This window comes from Cupriavidus basilensis OR16, from assembly GCF_000243095.1.
Lineage (GTDB): Bacteria > Pseudomonadota > Gammaproteobacteria > Burkholderiales > Burkholderiaceae > Cupriavidus > Cupriavidus basilensis_D.
Genome location: NZ_AHJE01000044.1, coordinates 224779 through 241633 on the forward strand (window position 1 = coordinate 224779; position 16855 = coordinate 241633).

The following is a 16855-nucleotide window of genomic DNA, read 5'->3' on the forward strand; positions in this document are numbered from 1 at the left end:
ACGGTCCCGGGAGCCGCCCTTGTTCGATCGCGCCAGACAGGATTTCGCCGCGCTTACCACCCGCGCAGGGTTTCATTCGCTGCGCCTCGTCCGCCAGACCGGCGAGCACTGCATGTTGCGGCGCGGCGTTGCCGAGCCGCCGTCCTTCCTGCAGGACATGGGCGCCATGCTCAGCGTGCGGCTGGATGGCGTGGAGGCTTACGCCGCCACCAGCGATCTCAGCGTGCCTGGATTGCAGCGCGCGCTCGACAGCGCCGAAGCGCTCGCCCGGCGGATTGCCGTGCATGGCCTCGTCGACCTGCGCGGGCTGGAGCCGCCGCAAGGCCAGGCATGCTACGAATCCCCTGGCCTGCACGGCCCGTTTCCGGGGCTGGCCGAGCGCTTCGCGCTGCTGGCGGAGGTGTCCGCCGGCGTGCCCGCCGATTCGCGCCTGGTGAACTGGCTGGTCTATCTCGATCACCAGCGCCACGAGCAGCTCTACCTCAATAGCGCGGGCGCCGAGCAATGGCAGGCGTTGCGCTTCGTCTATCCCGGCATCAGCGTGACGGCCTTTGACGGCAGCGACAGCCAGACCCGCAGCTTAGGCGGCTTTGGCAGCGGCCAGCAGGGCGGTGCGGAAGTCATCGCGCGGCTCGGCTTTGCGGGTGCCGCATCACGAGTGGCCGACGAAGCCTTGCAGTTGCTGCCGGCCCCCAAAGCCCCGAGCGGCCCCACCGACCTGCTGCTGATGCCGGACCAGATGATGCTGCAGATCCACGAATCCATCGGGCACCCGCTGGAGCTCGATCGCATCCTCGGCGACGAGCGCAACTACGCGGGCACCAGCTTTATCGGGCTGGAGGACTTCGGCCGCTACCAGTACGGCTCGGATCTGCTCAATATCAGCTTCGACCCGGGCATTCCCGAGGAACTGGCCAGCTATGGCCACGACGATGAGGGCCAGCCCGCGCAAAAGGAATTCCTGATCCGCGATGGCCTGCTGCTGCGCCCGCTGGGCGGCGCGCTGTCGCAATGGCGCAGCGGGCTGCCGGGTGTGGCCAACAGCCGGGCCTGCAACTGGAACCGGCCGCCGATCGATCGCATGGCCAACCTCAACCTGGAGCCGGGCGGCCACACCATGGCGCAACTGGTTGGCGGCATCGAGCGCGGCATCCTGATGTCGTCCAATCGCTCGTGGTCCATCGACGATGCGCGCAACAAGTTCCAGTTCGGCTGCGAATGGGGCCGCCTGATCGAGGACGGGGAGCTCAAGGGCGTGGTCAAGAACCCGAACTACCGTGGCGTTTCCGCGAACTTCTGGCGCAGCCTGGCCGCCGTTGGCGATGCCAGTACCTTCGAGGTGCATGGCACGCCGTACTGCGGCAAGGGCGAGCCTAACCAGGTGGTGCGCGTCGGCCATGCTTCGCCGGCCTGCGTGTTCCGGCAAGTGGAAGTCTTTGGAGGTGCCGCGTGATGGCGGATGTGCAATCGTTGTTCGCAGCGCTGGCCGAAGATGTGCGCAAGGCGCTGGGCGAGGGCGAAGCCTTCACGTTGTGGTACAGCGCCGAGGAGTCCGAGTTCATCCGCTTCAACCGCGCGAAGGTGCGCCAGGCTGGACAGGTGCGGCAGGCCACGGCCCGGCTCAAGCTGATCCGCAACGAGCGCCACGCCAATATCGGTGTTGCCCTGTCGGGCGACGCCGCGACCGACCGGCAGCGCCTCGCCGACGGCTTGCTGCAGTTGCGCGAGGCCATCGGCCAGTTGCAGCCAGACCCCTACCTGATGCTGGAGCGCGACCCCTGGCAGCGCACGCTGGCCGATGCGGCCGCGCCGCCAGACACCGCCGAAGTGCTCGCCCAGGTAGAAGAGGCCGCGCATGGGCTCGACCTGGTTGGCATCTACGCCGCCGGCCCGCTCTACCGTGGCTTTGCCAGCAGCTTCGGCGCGTTCGGCTGGCATGCCGCGCAAGGCTTCCACTTCGACTGGAGCCTGTTCCACCAGAACGGGCAGGCCGTCAAGGCCGACTATGCGGGCTCGCGCTGGGACGCCGCCGAGTTCGCCAGCCGCTTCGCGCAAGCGCGCCGGCAACTCGAGCACCTGGGCAAGCCGCAGCGCGTGCTGCCGCCCGGCGACTACCGTGCCTATCTGGCCCCCGCCGCCCTCGATGAAGTGCTCGGCATGTTCTCCTGGGGCGGCTTTTCGGCCCGCGCACTGGCGCAGAAGGAAAGCCCGCTGCAGCGGCTGTACGACGGCGGTGCCCGGCTTAGCCACTTGCTTGACCTGGACGAACGCGCAAGCGGCACGCTGGCTCCGGCCTTCGGCCCGGAAGGCATTCCACGCAGCGACGTGACGCTCGTGCAAGCGGGGTTGCCGGCTGGCCGCCTGGTCTACCCGCGCAGCGCGCGCGAGTACGGTCTCGCCGCCAATGCCGCCAGCGCCGGCGAGGCGCCACAGTCACTTGCCCTGGCGGCCGGCAGGCTCGCGCAGGACGACGTGCTCGCGGCGCTCGGCACGGGCCTCTATATAGGTAACCTCTGGTATCTCAACTGGTCCGATGCGCCGGCGGCCCGCATGACCGGCATGACGCGCTTCGCCACCTTCTGGGTGGAAGACGGCCGCATCCAGGCGCCGCTCGGCACGATGCGCTTTGACGATAGCATCTACAGCTTCCTGGGCGAGCATCTTGAGGCGCTGACCAGCGAGCGGCAGTTGCGGGTGTCGAGCAGTACCTATGGCGAGCGGCAGACCGATTCGGCGCTGTTGCCAGGTGCGCTGACCGGAAAACTAACGTTGACGCTCTAAGCGAGTGAAGCGTGAGTGAGGAGCGGGCGTACTGGCTCCTCAGTGTTGCCCCAACCACATCCGCCAACTTGAAAGGGCTGAATCACCACGGCCTCGTAAGCCGCCGGTTCAGGAATTCTTCGAAGTCCTGGACTTGCCCACAAATGATGTGGATATAGACGGTCTCGGGCGTGACCCTGTAAATGATTCGCTGCTGATGTGTCAGGTGTTGCCTGAAGCCATTCGCGAAACCGGCCAGCTCGTCGGGGCGGGTACCGGATGCGGGAAATTCGGCAATGTACGCTAGCTTCTCCTGAAGCTGTTTCTTGACGGCCTGCCAGGTTCCCTCGGGTTTGAATCTGACCAGGTAGTGCCTAAGGTCGATCAAGTCTTGCTTGGCGGATTCGAGAAAGACTACCTTCATGCGCCGTCTTTCTTGTCCAGCCGATCCAGTTCAGCAAAGACGTCTGCCGCTGTTGTCACCTTGCCCTGCGCGATCTCTTTCTCGCCGAGCGCCAAGATCTTCAATAGCGCGGTGGTTTGCCGCTGCGCTTCATAGCTGGCAATGTCTTGCACGACGAGTTTAGCCTCGCCATTCTGGGTAATGATCAAGGGCTCGCGCGTCTCGCTGAGCTCCGTGACGATACGGGCCGCGTCGCTTTTCAGAAAGCTGATCGGCTTGATGTTTGAGAGTTTCACGGTGGGTCCATGCGGGAGTTACCGGATGACCGAATATAGACCGAATTCGGTCTGCCGTCCACTTCGTGGAATGACTATCTGCAAGCGGGCCCGGTGTTCCGCTCAAACCGGTTCCCGCGCCGCATCCGTCAAGTACTGGATCAACGTCTCCGCAAACTGCGGCAACTCCCGCCCCGGCCGGGCGTACCAGGCGCAGGTCGCGCTTGGCCCATTCGTCTTCCAGCGGAATGAACCGCAGCACCTTGCGGCTGGCATAACGGCGCGCGCAACTGTTTGGCACGATGGCGATGCCCGCCCCCGCCTCCACCATCCGGCACACGGCATCGAAGCTGCCCAACTGGATGCGCAGGCTGATGCGCTTGCCCATGCCGCTGGCGATGCGATCGAGGAAGGACTGGATGGCGCTGAACTGGTTCAGGCCCACAAAGCGGCAGGTATCCAGCAAATCGGCAAAGTGCAGGCTGGTGAATTGCGGCAGCGGGTGGTTGACCGGCGCGATCACGATCAGCTCGTCGCTGCACAATTGCATCACCTCCAGGTCATTGGTGGCGACTTCGCCGGCGACGATGCCGAGATCCGCCGCGCCGGCACCGATGGCTGAGACGATGGCCTGCGAAAGCTGCTCCTCCAGCTCGATATCCACATCCGGGTTCTCGGCCAGGAAGCGCGACAGCGCGGTGGCGAGGAAGGAGTTGGTGGCGGTAGTGTTGGCCAGCAGGCGCACGCGGCCCTTCACACCCTTGGCATAGGGGCGCAGGTCGGAATGCAGGCATTCCAGCTCGCGGAACACCTCGCGCGCGTGGTGCAGCAGGGCGTCGCCGGCCGGGGTCAGGCGCACGCCCTTGACCTGGCGGATCAGCAACTGGGTCTGGAAGGCCTCTTCCAGTTGCTTGATGCGGGTGCTGGCGGCAGGCAGGGAGAGGAAACTGCGCTCGGCGGCGCGGGTCAGGTTCTCGGTTTCGCCGACGTTCAGGAAGAGGCGCAGGTCGGTCAGGTCGTAATGCATGTGTTTCGCTGGGCCAAAGGCCTCTTTTGTGAATCGTGAATAGCAATGTCCCCGCCATCAATTTATCGTATTCGGCGTGGCAATAGAACCATAAAGGCCGGATCGTCCGTATTGCGCGGGCGGTTACCGGCTTGCCTCGCGCAAAGGCGGCGCGAAACCCGTGCCGCCGCGCAGCCACCCAGGAGGACGACAGATGACAGTTCGGCGCTACAGCGCAAGCAGGCTGGCGGCCGTTGCCACCCTGCTGGGCATGGCTACCTTGGCGGCGACGGGCGGCGCTGTCGCAGCCGGTTATCCCGACAAGCCGGTGCGCCTGATCGTGCCCGCGGCGGCGGGCGGTACCACCGACATCGCCTCGCGGCTGGTCGGCAAGCGGCTCGCAGAGCTGCTGGGCCAGCCGGTGGTGGTGGACAACCGCGCCGGCGCCGCCGGCATCGTCGGCGTGCAGGCGCTGCGCCAGGCAGCGCCAGACGGCTACACGCTGATGATGGGCAATATCGGCCCCAATGCCATCAACTACGGCCTGTACAAGCAACTTCCCTACCGTGCCGAGGACTTCGCGCCGATCACCATGGTGGTTTCGGTGCCTAACGTGCTGGTGGTCAACGCGAAAGTGCCTGCCCGCAACGTGGCGGAACTGGTCGCGCTGGCCAAGTCCCAGCCGGGCAAGCTCTCGTTCGCCTCGTCGGGCACCGGGCAATCGGTGCACCTATCCGGCGAGCTGTTCAAGAAGCGTACGGGCATCGACATCATCCATGTGCCCTACAAGGGCGCCGCGCCGGCCGTGGCCGACCTGGTCGCCGGGCAGGTGACGATGATGGTGGACAACCTGCCCAGCTCCCTGCCGCATATCCAGTCCGGCAAGCTGCGCGCGCTGGCGGTGACCAGCGCCACGCGCGTGGCCGAGCTGCCCGAGGTGCCGACCATGAAGGAAGCCGGCCTCGACGACTTCCAGGTGACCGCGTGGTTTGGCCTGGTGGCGCCGGCGGGCACGCCGCCCGCGATAGTCTCGCGCCTGCAAAAGACGGTCGCCGGCATCCTGGCCGAGCCTGAAGTGAAAGCCCGCCTGGCCGATCTTGGCGGCGTGCCGGGTGGCGACACGCCCGAGCATTTCGGCAGGTTCATCGACGCGGAACGCGTGCGCTGGGCCAAGGTGGTGAAGGACACCGGCATTCCACAGCAATGAGGGCGGGCCCGAAGCACGGCACGCGACACCACGACACAACGGGGGAAAAAGGCATGGGAGCATCGAGAGCGCACCACCGCAGGTCATGGCTACGGGTCGTGCTGATCGCCCCGCTCGCGGTGGGGCTGCTGGGCGCGAGCGCCTCAGTGCTTGCCGACACCTGGCCCAGCAAGCCGATCCAGTTGCTGATTCCCTATCCGCCGGGTGGCAGCGCCGACCTGCTGGCGCGCCCGGTGGCGGCCAAGCTGCAGGAGCGGCTGGGGCAGCCAGTGGTGCTCGACTACCGGCCAGGTGCCGGCGGCACCATCGCCTCGCAGCAACTCGCGCGCGCCAAGCCGGATGGCAACACGCTGATCGTGGTGCTGGCCGCGCACGCGATCAACGCCAGCCTCTATCCCAAGCTGCCGTACGACACCCGCAAGGATTTCGCGCCGGTGTCGCTGGTGGCCAACCTGCCGCTGATCCTCGCCGGCAGCCCCTCGCTGAAGGCCAGGACCGTGCCCGAGCTGATCGCCGCGGCCAAGGCCGCGCCGGGGCAACTCACCTTCGCCTCCGCGGGCAACGGCAATACCGGCCACCTCGCCGGCGAGCTGTTCGACAGCCTGGCCGGCGTCAAGATGACCCACGTGCCGTACAAGGGCAGCGCGCAGGTGGTCAACGCCATGCTGGCGGGCGAGGTGCAACTGACCTTCGACAGTATTTCCACCTCGATGCCGCATATCCGCAGTGGCCGGCTCAAGGCGCTGGCCGTGACCAGCGGCAAGCGCGCCGCGCTGGCGCCGGACGTGCCCACACTGTCCGAGGCCGGCGTGCCGGGCTTCGACATCAACGGCTGGTACGCGGTGCTGGCGCCGGCCGGCACGCCGCCGGCCATCGTCGAGCGGCTCAGCAAGGAGATCGCGGCTGTGCTGACGCAGCCCGACCTGCGCGCGAACCTGGCATCCAATGGCTATGAGCCGGTGGGTTCCACGCCGGCCGCGCTGGGTGCGCATATCGATGCGGAGATCACGCGCTGGAGCAAGGTCGTGAAGGAATCGGGCGCCCGCCTCGAATAAGCGGCCGATGCGCAAATGAACACCCGGCCTGGCGCGTGCCAGGCCGCCGAGCAGACAAACGTGTAGACAGGAGCAAGAGCATGAGTGGAATGATGGCAGGCAAGGTAGCGCTGGTGACCGGCGCGGGCGGTGGCATCGGGCGCGGCGTGGCGCTGGAACTGGCCAAGGCCGGCGCGAAGGTGGTGGTCAATGACATCGGCGTATCGCTCACCGGCGAAGGCGGCGACGCGGGTCCGGCACAACGCGTGGTCGACGAGATCGTGGCCGCCGGCGGCATGGCGGTAGCCAACACCGACAGCGTATCGAGCTGGCAGGGCGCCAACGCCATCGTGCAATGCGCGATCGACAACTTCGGCCGCATCGATGCCGTGGTCAACAACGCCGGCAACCTGCGCGACCGCATGTTTTTCAAGATGAACGAGGAAGAATGGCGCTCGGTGATCGACGTCCACCTCAACGGCACCTTCTTTGTCAGCCGCGCCGCAGCCAACCACTTCAAGGACCAGGAGAGCGGTGCCTACGTGCACATGACGTCCACCTCCGGGCTGATCGGCAACCTGGGCCAGGCCAACTACTCGGCCGCCAAGCTCGGCATTGCCGCGCTGTCGAAGTCGATCGCACTGGACATGGCCCGCTTCAACGTGCGCTCGAACTGCATCGCGCCGTTCGCCTGGAGCCGCATGACCAGCTCGATCCCGTCCGAAACCCCGGAAGAAAAAGCCCGCGTGGCCAAGCTGCAAAAGATGGAGGCCAACAAGGTCGCGCCGATGGCCGCCTTCCTTGCCAGCGACGCCGCGCACGAAGTCAACGCGCAGATCTTTGCCGTGCGCGCCAACGAGATCATGCTGATGAGCCAGCCGCGCCCGGTGCGCTCGGTGCATATGAGCGAGGGCTGGACCCCGGAATCCATCGCCGAGATCGCCATCCCCGCCATGCGCAACAGCTTCTTCAAGCTCGAGCGCTCGCCCGACGTGATCAACTGGGACCCGATCTGACGCCATGCCGCTCGACTACAACCGCATCAAGCACTGGGACTTTCCGGAGGTCACGCAAACCTACGGCGAGAAGGACTCCATCCTCTACGCGCTAGGCCTCGGCCTGGGCGGCCAACCAACTGATCCGCGCCAGCTCCGCTACGTCTACGAGGCGCAGCTCAAGGCCTTTCCCACGCAGGCCGTGGTGCTGGCCTATCCCGGCTTCTGGATGCAGGATCCGAAGAGCGGCATCGACTGGGTGCGCATCGTCCACGGCGAGCAGCGCCTGCGCCTGCATCGTCCGCTGCCGGTCTCCGGCACCGCGCGCGCACGCGCACGGGTGACGCATGTGATCGACAAGGGCGCCGACAAGGGCGCGCTGGTGATCGTGGAGCGCACGCTGGTGGATGCGGCCACCGGCGCCGAACTGGCCACCGTGAACCACACCACCTTCTGCCGCGCCGATGGCGGCTTCGGCCAGGGCGACACCGCGCCCGAAGCACTGCCGGCAGCGCCGGCACACGCGCCGGATGCGGTTCGCAGCCTGGCGATCCTGCCGCAGGCCGCACTGCTCTATCGCCTCAACGCCGATCCCAACCCGCTGCACGCCGATCCGGAAGTGGCGCGCGCGGCGGGCTTCGACGCGCCCATCCTGCACGGCCTGTGCACCTATGGCGTGGCGGCGCGTGCGCTGGTCGATACCTTCGCCGATGGCGACGGTGACCAGTTGCTCGCGCTGAATGTGCGTTTTTCCCGCCCGGTATTTCCCGGTGAAACCCTCGAAGTGCGCATGTGGCGCGATGGCGGCGGCCGCGTGCTGTTCGACGCCCGCGTGCCCGCGCGTGACGTCACCGTGCTCAGCAATGGCGTAGCGGAGTTCCGTGCATGACAACAACGACAACCATGAAGAGTGCGCTTGACGGCGTACGCGTGCTGGATCTTTCCCGCATCCTGGCCGGCCCCTGGTGCGCCCAGAACCTGGCCGACCTCGGCGCCGAGGTCATCAAGGTAGAGCGCCCCGGCGTGGGCGACGACACCCGCTCCTGGGGTCCGCCCTGGCTGCCCGACGGCGACGGCAAGCCCTCGCGCGATGCCAGCTACTACGCCGGCGCCAACCGCGGCAAGCGTTCGGTCACGCTAGACATCGCCAGCACCGAAGGCCAGGCCATCGTGCGCGAGCTGGCGGCGAAATCGCAGATCGTGCTGGAGAACTACAAGGTCGGCGACCTGAAGCGCTACGGCCTGGACTACGACAGCCTCAGGGCCATCAACCCGGCGCTGGTCTATTGCTCCATCACCGGCTACGGCCAGGAAGGCCCGAGCGCGCACAAGCCCGGCTACGACTTCATCTTCCAGGGCATCGGCGGGCTGATGAGCATCACCGGCGAACGCGATGACCTGCCCGGCGGCGGTCCGCAGAAGGTCGGCGTGGCCGTGGTCGATATGCTCACCGGCATGTACGCCACGGTGGCGGTGCTGGCCGCGCTGCGCCATGCCGAGCGTACCGGCGAAGGGCAACGGATCGACATGGCGCTGCTCGACGCGGTGGTGGCGGTAGGCGCCACGCCCATCCTTGCGCAGAAGATCACCGGCAAGACGCCGCAGCGTTTTGGCAATGCGCATGCCAACATGGTGCCGTACCACGTGTTTGCTACCGCCGATGGGTACATGATCGTGGCGGCTGGCAACGACGGGCAGTGGCAAGGGTACTGCCGGGGCGTGGAGCGCCCGGACCTCGCCACGGACGAGCGCTTCACCACCGGCACCGGCCGCATCGTCAATCGCGATGCGCTGGTACCGCTGCTGGAAGCGCATATGCGAACGGGCACCACCGCGCAGTGGGTCCAGGCGCTGGAGCGTGAAGGCATTCCCTGCGGTCCCATCAACGACTACGCACAGGTGCTGGAAGACCCGCAGGTCAGGTATCGCGAGCTGCAGGTGGATATGGTGCGCAGCGATGGCGGGCTTTGTCCCACCGTAAAGAGCCCGCTGCGGCTGTCGGCCACGCCGGTGCGTTACGACGCCGCGCCGCCACGGCTGGGGGAGCATACCGAGGCGGTGCTTTCGGGCGTGCTGGGCATGTCGGCAGCGCGGATCGCGGCCCTGCGCGAACAAGGCTTGATCTGAGGCCGGTTCCGGCGGTACGCGTTGCCCAGGGGCAGCAGCCGGGGCGCGTACCGTCTGTCTGAGGACGGCGGCGCATAAGAGGAAATTTCCCAATCCTGACGTACTCCGGTTCGCATAGCATCGTGCTCGGCGTGGACTTGCCTCCACGCATGCAGCCCGCGCGCCCGCGGGAACCCGGCGGGTGGCTTGGCCCGCCGCTAAAGTCAAGGAGCACGAATGCATCGGAGATCGTTTCTGGCCGCTGGAACCCTGGCCACGCTGGCCCTTGGTGGCTGTGCCACCGCTGCGCTGTACGACGAGATAGAGAAAAAGGAATACGGCGACTACAAGGAGATCATCAGCGAGATCCTGATATCGCAGGACGGCAAGTCCATCGTCATCCTCGGCGACAAGTACCACTACATCTTCGACGCGAATGCGGATCTGCTGAAGGCAATATCGTCCGATATCCATCCCAGGCTGAAGGCGCGCTTCCGGCGCTTCGAGGTTAACCGGGAGGGCAATATCGCGGGCAACCTCGACCTGATGCTCGATGGCGCGGCTACGGAGGACGAGCGGAAGCAGGCCGGCGAGCTCGGATTCAAGGCCGCCTCTCGCAACGAGAACCCGTCTCTGAGCCGTGCCTACCGGCTTGCCGGTAAGCGCTATTCGGCGGCGAAGTTCGCGATGCCGGGGCAGGCCAAGCAGCTGAACCAGGCATACGCGATCGACGTACGCGAGGAGAAACCCATTGGCGCAAAGGCGGCGCTAGCCGTGTTCACGCCTGTCACCGTCGCCGCGGACGGGGTGATGTACCTGCTTTCCATCCCCCTGCTGCCCTTGGCGATTGGCGTTGTCGTGGCGTCCTCGGCCCGGCGCTGAGGGCGATGCGTCGGGCATGGGGCGACCCGCTTGCCCCGAGCGAGCGTCCGCCCTGGCCCCGCTCCCACGCATGGGAGCGGGGTGGCAGCAAACTGAAGCGGACTTCGCGAGAGCCGATGCTCGCTTCGCCCCCTTGAACTATCGGGTAGCAATCCCGGTACGACCAGATAACTTTTGTTGCATGCAAGCGCGGCTGATTTCCCTCGCGCATGGCGATACGGGCAGAGGGCAGCCGGCAAGGAAGGCGTCGCCGCTGACTGCCGGTCCAGCGAACATGATCCATATCAAGCCTCACGTGCCTGGTTACCGGCACAATGATCCTGAATTCCCTGCCATCTCCCAACCAAGGTGAGGCCAATGTTCCCTGAATTCCGCGATCAGATATCCATCCTCAAGACCCAGGACGCCCACTTTGCGCGGCTGTTCACGCGCCACAACGAACTGGACCATGAGATCAAGAACATGGAGGCGGGCTCGGCTCCCGCGGATGGCTCCGCCATCGAGATCCTCAAGAAGGAAAAGCTACGCCTGAAGGACCAGCTCTACGTCATACTGCGCAAGGTCTCGGCTTCCTGAAGCCAATTTCAAATCCGCCAATCGAAAGGCCATCCCATGTTCAAACACATCCTGCTCCCCATCGACGGCTCGGAACTCTCGAGCAAGGCATTCCCGGCAGCCATCGAGTTCGCGCGGACCACCGGCGCCAAGCTGACACCGTATATGTGCCTGGAGGAGTATCCATTCCTGATGTCGAGCGACGCCGGCCATGAAAAGAAATCGGTCTTCGAACATCGCATCGAAGCCGCGGCCCGCGAGGAACTGGCGAAGGTGGAATCGGCTGCGGCGCTGGCCGGCGTGCCGTGTCAGGGTGCGACGTCCATTGCGGCCGCGCCCTATCGGGGCATCATCGGCATGGCGAAGGAGCTCGGCTGCGATGTGATCTTCATGGCGTCGCACGGACGGCGCGGCATCAGCGGCCTGCTGCTGGGCAGCAATCGCCACCACCTCCCCCTCATTCACGCTATCCCCCTGCGCCACACTGATCTCCCCAACCCGCCCGCTCACCGGCGATTCAATCGGGATCTCCATCTTCATCGATTCCATCACCATGATGGCTTCGCCTTGCGCGACGGTGTCGCCCTTCTGTTTGTCGATCTTCCAGACCTTGCCGGTGACGATCGATTCGATGCGGGTCGTTGCCATAGTCGTTGTTCCTGTATGTTTGGAGAGAAGAGGCCGAAGAGCAAGATTCAGAAGTTGGTCGGCCATGCCGCCAGCAGGTGCTCGCCGATGCCGCCGTTGCGTTCGCCGCGCGCCAGCGCCAGTGCGCGGATGAGCGTGCGGCGTGTCGATTCCGGTGCGATCACGTCATCGAGGTAACCCAGTCCAGCAGCGCGCCATGGCGCGCTGGCGCTGCGCAGTTCCTCATAAAGCCTGGCCTTCTCAGCGCGTTCTTCGGCTTGTTCCGCATCCGAGGCATCCTGCCGTCCGGCGGGCCGGATCACGTTGACCGCCACCTCCGGCGACATAAAGCTGATGTCGGCGCCAGGCCACGCAAAGACAAAATCGGCATCCATGCCGGCGCCCGCCAGATTGGAGTAAGCCATGCCGTAGGATTTGCGAATCACCACCGAGAGCTTGGGCACGGTGGCCAGTGCCAGCGCTTCGACGAAGTTGATGATCTTGCCCGGCATGCGTTTCTGCTCGGCCGCGCGGCTGACGAAGAAGCCGGGCGTGTCGTGCAGGAAGATCAGCGGGATGTTGAAGGAGTCGCACATGCAGATAAAGCTGGTGCATTTATCGCAACCGTCCGGGCCCATGGCGCCGGCCGAGTAGGTCGGGTTGGTGGCGATGATGCCGACCGTCTGCCCATCCAGGCGCGCCAGGCAGGTGATCACGCTGCGGTCGAATTCGGGCTTGAGTTCAAGGATCTCGCGGTCGTCCGCCAGCGTGCGGACCAGTTCGCGCATATCGTGGGCGCGCCGCGGCGACTCGGGCACCAGGCGGGCGATGTCGAGTTGGCGTGCTTGCGCTTGCTCGGCCGTTTCACGCGGCGCTTGCCGAGGTGGCAGTTGTCCCGCGTGCGAAGGCAGGTAGGCGAGGAACTCCCGGATCGTCGCCAGGCAGCCGGCTTCGTCGTCGGCCACGCGGTCGACCAGGCCGGTGGTGCGGGCATGTACCTGCCAGCCGCCCAGCTCTTCGTTGGTGACCTTCTCGCCCGTGGCGATCTCCAGCACGCGTGGTCCCGATACGGCCATGCAGCTGCCCTTGACCTGCACGACGAAATCCGCGAATGCGGCATGCCACGATGGGCTTCCGAAGCATTCGCCAAGGATCGCCGCCGCCATCGGCACGCGGCGCAGGCGGCGTGCGAGGCTGGTGCCGACCGTCATCGAGCTGAGGCCGTCGGAGCCCTGGATATCCGGCAGGCGCGCGCCTCCGGCTTCGCCCAGATTGACGATCGGATAGCCTTTGTCGAGCGCCAGCGCAACCAGCTGCCGCGATTTCCGGCTGCCGATGCGCCCGCCTGTGCCGGCCAGAACCGATACATCGTCGGCCTTGACTACGACCGGCCGGCCGTCGACGCGGCCCACGCCGCAGACCTTGCCGTCGGCGGGTGTCTTGCCTTCCATGCCCGGCACGTCGGAGTGGTTGAGCATGCCGATCTCGAAGAAGCTGCCCTCATCGACCAGCGCCTCGACCCGCTCGCGCGCGTTGAGCGCGCCGCGCGCCTTGATGCGCGCGAGCTTGTCGGCGCCGCCCATCTGGGCGGCCTGCGCCTTGCGCAGGGCAAGCTCCTCGCCGCGGTTGTGTACGTTCATCCCTTATTCTCCCTTGTTATATCAATGCCGACCCACGCGAGGCATCGCCTCTCAGGCCAGGAATTGCGCAAGCTCGTGCTTCTTGACCTTGCCCGTGGCCGTCATCGGCAATTGCTGCACGAAGCGGATCTCCGGCACCTTGTAGGTCGCCATGTTCTGCTTGCACCATTGCGCTAGCTCGTCGGCGGAAAGGCTGCCTTCGGCGTGAGGATGCAAGCGCACGAAGGCGACGGGCACCTGCCCGCGCTCAGCGTCGTCCCGCCCGATCACGCCGGAGCCGACCACCGCCGGATGTTGGCCGAGCAGCGCCTCGATCTCCGCCGGGAACACGCTCATGCCCTTGACCTTGAGCATCTCCTTGCGCCGCCCGAGGAAATGCAGGTAGCCCTGCGCGTCGTACACGCCGATATCGCCGGTGTGGAACCAGCCGTCGCGGATGGCTTCGGCGCTGGCTTCGGGCTTGTTCCAATAGCCTTTGAACAGCGATGGCGTGCGCACCACGATTTCGCCTTCTTGCCCGAGCGGCAGCGGCACGCCGTTTTCGAAATCGCAGATCTTGATGCGGGTGCCGGGCATGGGCAGGCCGACGAAGACGGGCTGGCCCTTGAGGTCCATGTCGTCGTCCTGCATGCCGGTGGTGAAGGTGTCGCTGGTGTGGGTCTCGGTCATGCCCCACGCGCCTTCGGCCATCACGCTGCCGGTCAGCTCGAGCCAGCGGCGGCGCACGGCCGGGTTGACCTTCTTGACGAAGGACGACACGCGCGTAGCGCGCAGCGAGCGCAGGTTGTAGCGCGCGACGTCGGGGTGGTCCATCAGCTCGGCGGCATTGTCGACCAGCATCACCGTGCGCCTGACTTGGTAGCGTTCGATTGCCGCCATCACCCCAAGCGGATCCCAGCGCGCCAGCAGCACCAGCGTACCGCCGGCGAAGATTGGGTAGACCAGGCCGATATTCTCGCCCGCGATCCAGAACATCGACATGAAGTTCAGCGAGACATCGTCTAGCACCGCACCGCAGCCATCCGGCGCGAGGGCACCCGACATCGTGCAGCCGGTGGCGGCGGTGTAGACCATGTCGCGCTGCGTATGCATGCAGCCCTTGGGCATGCCGGTGGTGCCGCCCGTGTAGTTGAGCGCAGCCATGGCGTCGAGGTCGGGCATAGCGACTGGCGTGGGCGCATCGCAAGCCGATAGCGCGGGCATCAGGTCGATGGTGCCGGCTGGCACCGTGCGCGGCGTGTCGATGCCGGGCGGCAGCGGCAGCGTGGGCGACTCGGGCAGCAGGTCGCGGTAGCCGGTGACGAACACGGTGCGCACCGGCGTGCGCGGCTGCACCGATTGCAGCAGCGGCGCGAGCTGGTCGAGCACGAGGATCGTGGCGGCGCCGGCATCGTTCAGCTCGTGAATCAGCTCCCGCTCCTTGAAGAGCGGGTTGACCGGCACATGCACCGCACCCAGCTTGAGGATGCCGTAGAAGGCAATATGGAACTGCGGGCAGTTGCCCAGCATCACCGCCACGCGCTCGCCAGCGCGTACGCCGTGCCGGTGAAGCAACGCGGCGAAGCGGTCGCTCAGGCGGTTCAGTTCGGCGTAGGTCAGCTCGGTGCCATAGAAGATCACTGCCGGATGGGTGGGCCGCACCCGTGCCCACGCACGCAGGTATTCGGTCAGCGCGATCTCGCCGTGCGGCCAGCTTGCCTGCCGTGGCACGGCGCTGGGCCAGTGCTGTTGCTGCAACTGGTCGAGTTGCTTGAAGTAGTCGGAATCCACTTGGGATGTCAGCGCTTGGCTCATGACGCAATCAGCTCCTGGGTGGGCTTTTAGGCCGGATTGGCGGGGGTATCGGGATCGAGCAAATGGCAAGCGGCGAGATGGGGGAGTGGGGCCTTTGGCTCGCCGGGCAGCTCGCGCGGCGCCGGCACGCGCTCGGCGCAGGCCGTCATCGCATGCGGGCAACGCGGATGGAAGCGGCAGCCTGATGGCGGGTTCAACGCCGAGCCGATATCGCCGTGGATCAGGCCGGGTATGGGCTGGTGATCCGGATCGGGTCGGGGAGCGGAGCCGAGCAGGGCGCGCGTATAGGGATGGCGGGGCGCGCCGAATACGTTGGCGCTCGGTCCGCTCTCGGCCATCGCGCCAAGGTACATCACGCCCACCGCCGAACTGAAGTGCTCGACCAGCGCCAGGTCATGCGCGATCACCAGATAGGCGAGCCCAAAGCTGCGCTGGATATCCGACAGCAGGTTGATGATCTGCGCGCGGATGGATACATCGAGCGCGGAGGTGGGCTCGTCCAGCACGATCAGCTTTGGCTGCAGCGCCAGCGCGCGCGCCACCGCGATGCGCTGGCGCTGGCCGCCGCTGAACTCGTGCGGGTAGAGGTCGAGCGCGCCGGCGGGCAGGCCGACGATGTCGAGCAGCTCTTCCAGGCGGCGGCGCAGTGCGGCGCGGTCGCCGGCTTCGGCGTGGGCCAGCAGCGGCTCGGCCAGCAGCATGCGTACCTTGAGCCGCGGATTGAGCGAGGAGGAGGGATCCTGGAACACCGCTTGCACCTGGCGGCGGTAGGACAGCAGGCCGGCTCCCCGCAGCCCGAGCACGTCCTCGCCCTGGAAGCGGATGCTGCCGCCCGTGGGGCGCTCCAGCAGGAGCAACAGCTTGGCAATGGTGGTCTTGCCACATCCCGATTCGCCTACCAGCGCAAAGGTCTGTCCGGCATCGACGGCAAAGCTCACGCCATCCACCGCGCGCACAGCCTGCTTCGTGCCGCGCACCGGGAAATGCTTTCGCAGGTCATTGACTTCAAGCAGCATGGGGCTTCCCTTGTGCAACGTTCTCGAGCGTGCTCATGCCGACACCAGCCAGCAACTAGCCTTGTGGCCTCCGCCCAGGTCGAGCTCGGGCGGATAGGCGTCGTCGCACAGCGGCTTGCGATGCGGGCAGCGCGCGGCAAAGCGGCAGCCCGGCGACTGATCGATCAGGCTCGGCGGGGAGCCCTGGATGGCGAACAGCCGCTCCTTCTTCTGGCCGAAATGCGGAATCGATTCGAGCAGCGCGCGCGTGTAGGGATGGGCAGGTTGGCGGTACAGGGTGCGTACGTCGCCGGTCTCCACAATGCGTCCCGCGTACATCACCGCCACGCGCTGGCAGATGCTGGCGGCCACGCCCAGGTCGTGCGTGATGAGGAGCCCAGGTCGTGCGTGATGAGGATGATGCCGACACCGGTTGCGTCCTGGATGCGGCGCAGCAGCGCCATCATCTGCACCTGGATGGTGACGTCCAGCGCCGAGGTGGGCTCATCCGCCACCAGCAGGCGCGGTGAGCTGGCGATAGCCATGCCGGTGACCACGCGCTGGCGCATGCCGCCG

At 66.3% G+C, this 16855-nt stretch carries 15 protein-coding genes and 4 pseudogenes; 10 read left to right on the top strand and 9 right to left on the bottom strand.

The annotated features are described in order from the left end of the window. Window positions 1-19: 19 nt before the first annotated feature. Window positions 20-1453, top strand: a complete 1434-nt coding sequence (locus OR16_RS17250) for a TldD/PmbA family protein (protein ID WP_006159226.1) — start codon at window positions 20-22, stop codon at window positions 1451-1453. Beyond that, the gene (locus OR16_RS17255; RefSeq protein WP_006159227.1) at window positions 1453-2781 is read left to right on the top strand and encodes a metallopeptidase TldD-related protein; all 1329 of its coding nucleotides are present in this window, start codon (window positions 1453-1455) and stop codon (window positions 2779-2781) included. Before OR16_RS17250 ends, OR16_RS17255 begins: the two co-directional genes overlap by 1 nt. A gap of 82 nt (window positions 2782-2863) precedes the next feature. On the opposite strand, the gene OR16_RS17260 is transcribed toward OR16_RS17255, so the two are convergent. From OR16_RS17260 to OR16_RS17270, 3 genes and pseudogenes are all read right to left on the bottom strand, one after another. Further along, complete coding sequence (locus tag OR16_RS17260; RefSeq protein ID WP_006159228.1) at window positions 2864-3184, bottom strand: type II toxin-antitoxin system RelE/ParE family toxin; 321 nt, start codon at window positions 3182-3184, stop codon at window positions 2864-2866. Continuing rightward, window positions 3181-3459, bottom strand: a complete 279-nt coding sequence (locus OR16_RS17265; protein WP_043420032.1) for a type II toxin-antitoxin system Phd/YefM family antitoxin — start codon at window positions 3457-3459, stop codon at window positions 3181-3183. Before OR16_RS17265 ends, OR16_RS17260 begins: the two co-directional genes overlap by 4 nt. A 102-nt stretch (window positions 3460-3561) precedes the next feature. After that, window positions 3562-4465 (bottom strand): annotated as a pseudogene (locus OR16_RS17270) (LysR family transcriptional regulator). A 193-nt stretch (window positions 4466-4658) separates the two neighbouring features. Here OR16_RS17270 and OR16_RS17275 point away from each other — a divergent pair. The 8 genes and pseudogenes from OR16_RS17275 to OR16_RS45895 form a co-directional block, all read left to right on the top strand. Continuing rightward, window positions 4659-5651, top strand: coding sequence for a Bug family tripartite tricarboxylate transporter substrate binding protein (locus OR16_RS17275; RefSeq protein WP_006159231.1), 993 nt, complete (start codon window positions 4659-4661; stop codon window positions 5649-5651). A gap of 53 nt (window positions 5652-5704) precedes the next feature. Beyond that, window positions 5705-6706, top strand: a complete 1002-nt coding sequence (locus OR16_RS17280) for a tripartite tricarboxylate transporter substrate binding protein (protein ID WP_043420035.1) — start codon at window positions 5705-5707, stop codon at window positions 6704-6706. 80 nt (window positions 6707-6786) lie between these two features. Continuing rightward, window positions 6787-7701 (top strand): SDR family NAD(P)-dependent oxidoreductase, encoded by a 915-nt coding sequence (locus OR16_RS17285; RefSeq protein ID WP_006159233.1) that lies wholly within the window; start codon window positions 6787-6789, stop codon window positions 7699-7701. Window positions 7702-7705: 4 nt separating this feature from the next. After that, window positions 7706-8569, top strand: coding sequence for a MaoC/PaaZ C-terminal domain-containing protein (locus OR16_RS17290; RefSeq protein ID WP_006159234.1), 864 nt, complete (start codon window positions 7706-7708; stop codon window positions 8567-8569). Further along, complete coding sequence (locus OR16_RS17295; RefSeq protein ID WP_100227904.1) at window positions 8566-9807, top strand: CaiB/BaiF CoA transferase family protein; 1242 nt, start codon at window positions 8566-8568, stop codon at window positions 9805-9807. Before OR16_RS17290 ends, OR16_RS17295 begins: the two co-directional genes overlap by 4 nt. A 216-nt stretch (window positions 9808-10023) precedes the next feature. Beyond that, window positions 10024-10668 carry a hypothetical protein gene (locus OR16_RS17300; protein ID WP_006159236.1) on the top strand — a complete coding sequence of 215 codons (645 nt, stop codon included), beginning with the start codon at window positions 10024-10026 and terminating at the stop codon, window positions 10666-10668. 357 nt (window positions 10669-11025) lie between these two features. Continuing rightward, complete coding sequence (locus OR16_RS17305) at window positions 11026-11244, top strand: YdcH family protein (protein ID WP_006159237.1); 219 nt, start codon at window positions 11026-11028, stop codon at window positions 11242-11244. Between the two features lie 36 nt (window positions 11245-11280). Then, window positions 11281-11718: pseudogene (locus OR16_RS45895) on the top strand (universal stress protein); the annotation flags it as partial. Between the two features lie 6 nt (window positions 11719-11724). Here the strand turns inward: OR16_RS45895 and OR16_RS45900 are convergent. The 6 genes and pseudogenes from OR16_RS45900 to OR16_RS45915 form a co-directional block, all read right to left on the bottom strand. Next, a pseudogene (locus OR16_RS45900) lies at window positions 11725-11937 on the bottom strand (acetyl-CoA carboxylase biotin carboxyl carrier protein subunit); the annotation flags it as partial. After that, window positions 11919-13490 carry an acyl-CoA carboxylase subunit beta gene (locus tag OR16_RS45905; protein ID WP_006159239.1) on the bottom strand — a complete coding sequence of 524 codons (1572 nt, stop codon included), beginning with the start codon at window positions 13488-13490 and terminating at the stop codon, window positions 11919-11921. The pseudogene OR16_RS45900 and the gene OR16_RS45905, both read right to left, overlap by 19 nt. Window positions 13491-13541: 51 nt before the next feature. After that, window positions 13542-15284: an AMP-binding protein gene (locus OR16_RS17320; protein WP_006159240.1), complete on the bottom strand. Its 1743-nt coding sequence runs from the start codon at window positions 15282-15284 to the stop codon at window positions 13542-13544. A gap of 26 nt (window positions 15285-15310) precedes the next feature. Next, entirely contained in the window at window positions 15311-16300 is a 990-nt protein-coding gene (locus OR16_RS17325; RefSeq protein WP_006159241.1) for an ABC transporter ATP-binding protein, read from the bottom strand. A gap of 33 nt (window positions 16301-16333) precedes the next feature. Next, window positions 16334-16651: an oligopeptide/dipeptide ABC transporter ATP-binding protein gene (locus OR16_RS45910; RefSeq protein WP_237717092.1), complete on the bottom strand. Its 318-nt coding sequence runs from the start codon at window positions 16649-16651 to the stop codon at window positions 16334-16336. Further along, a pseudogene (locus tag OR16_RS45915) lies at window positions 16618-16855 on the bottom strand (hypothetical protein); the annotation flags it as partial. The pseudogene OR16_RS45915 and the gene OR16_RS45910, both read right to left, overlap by 34 nt.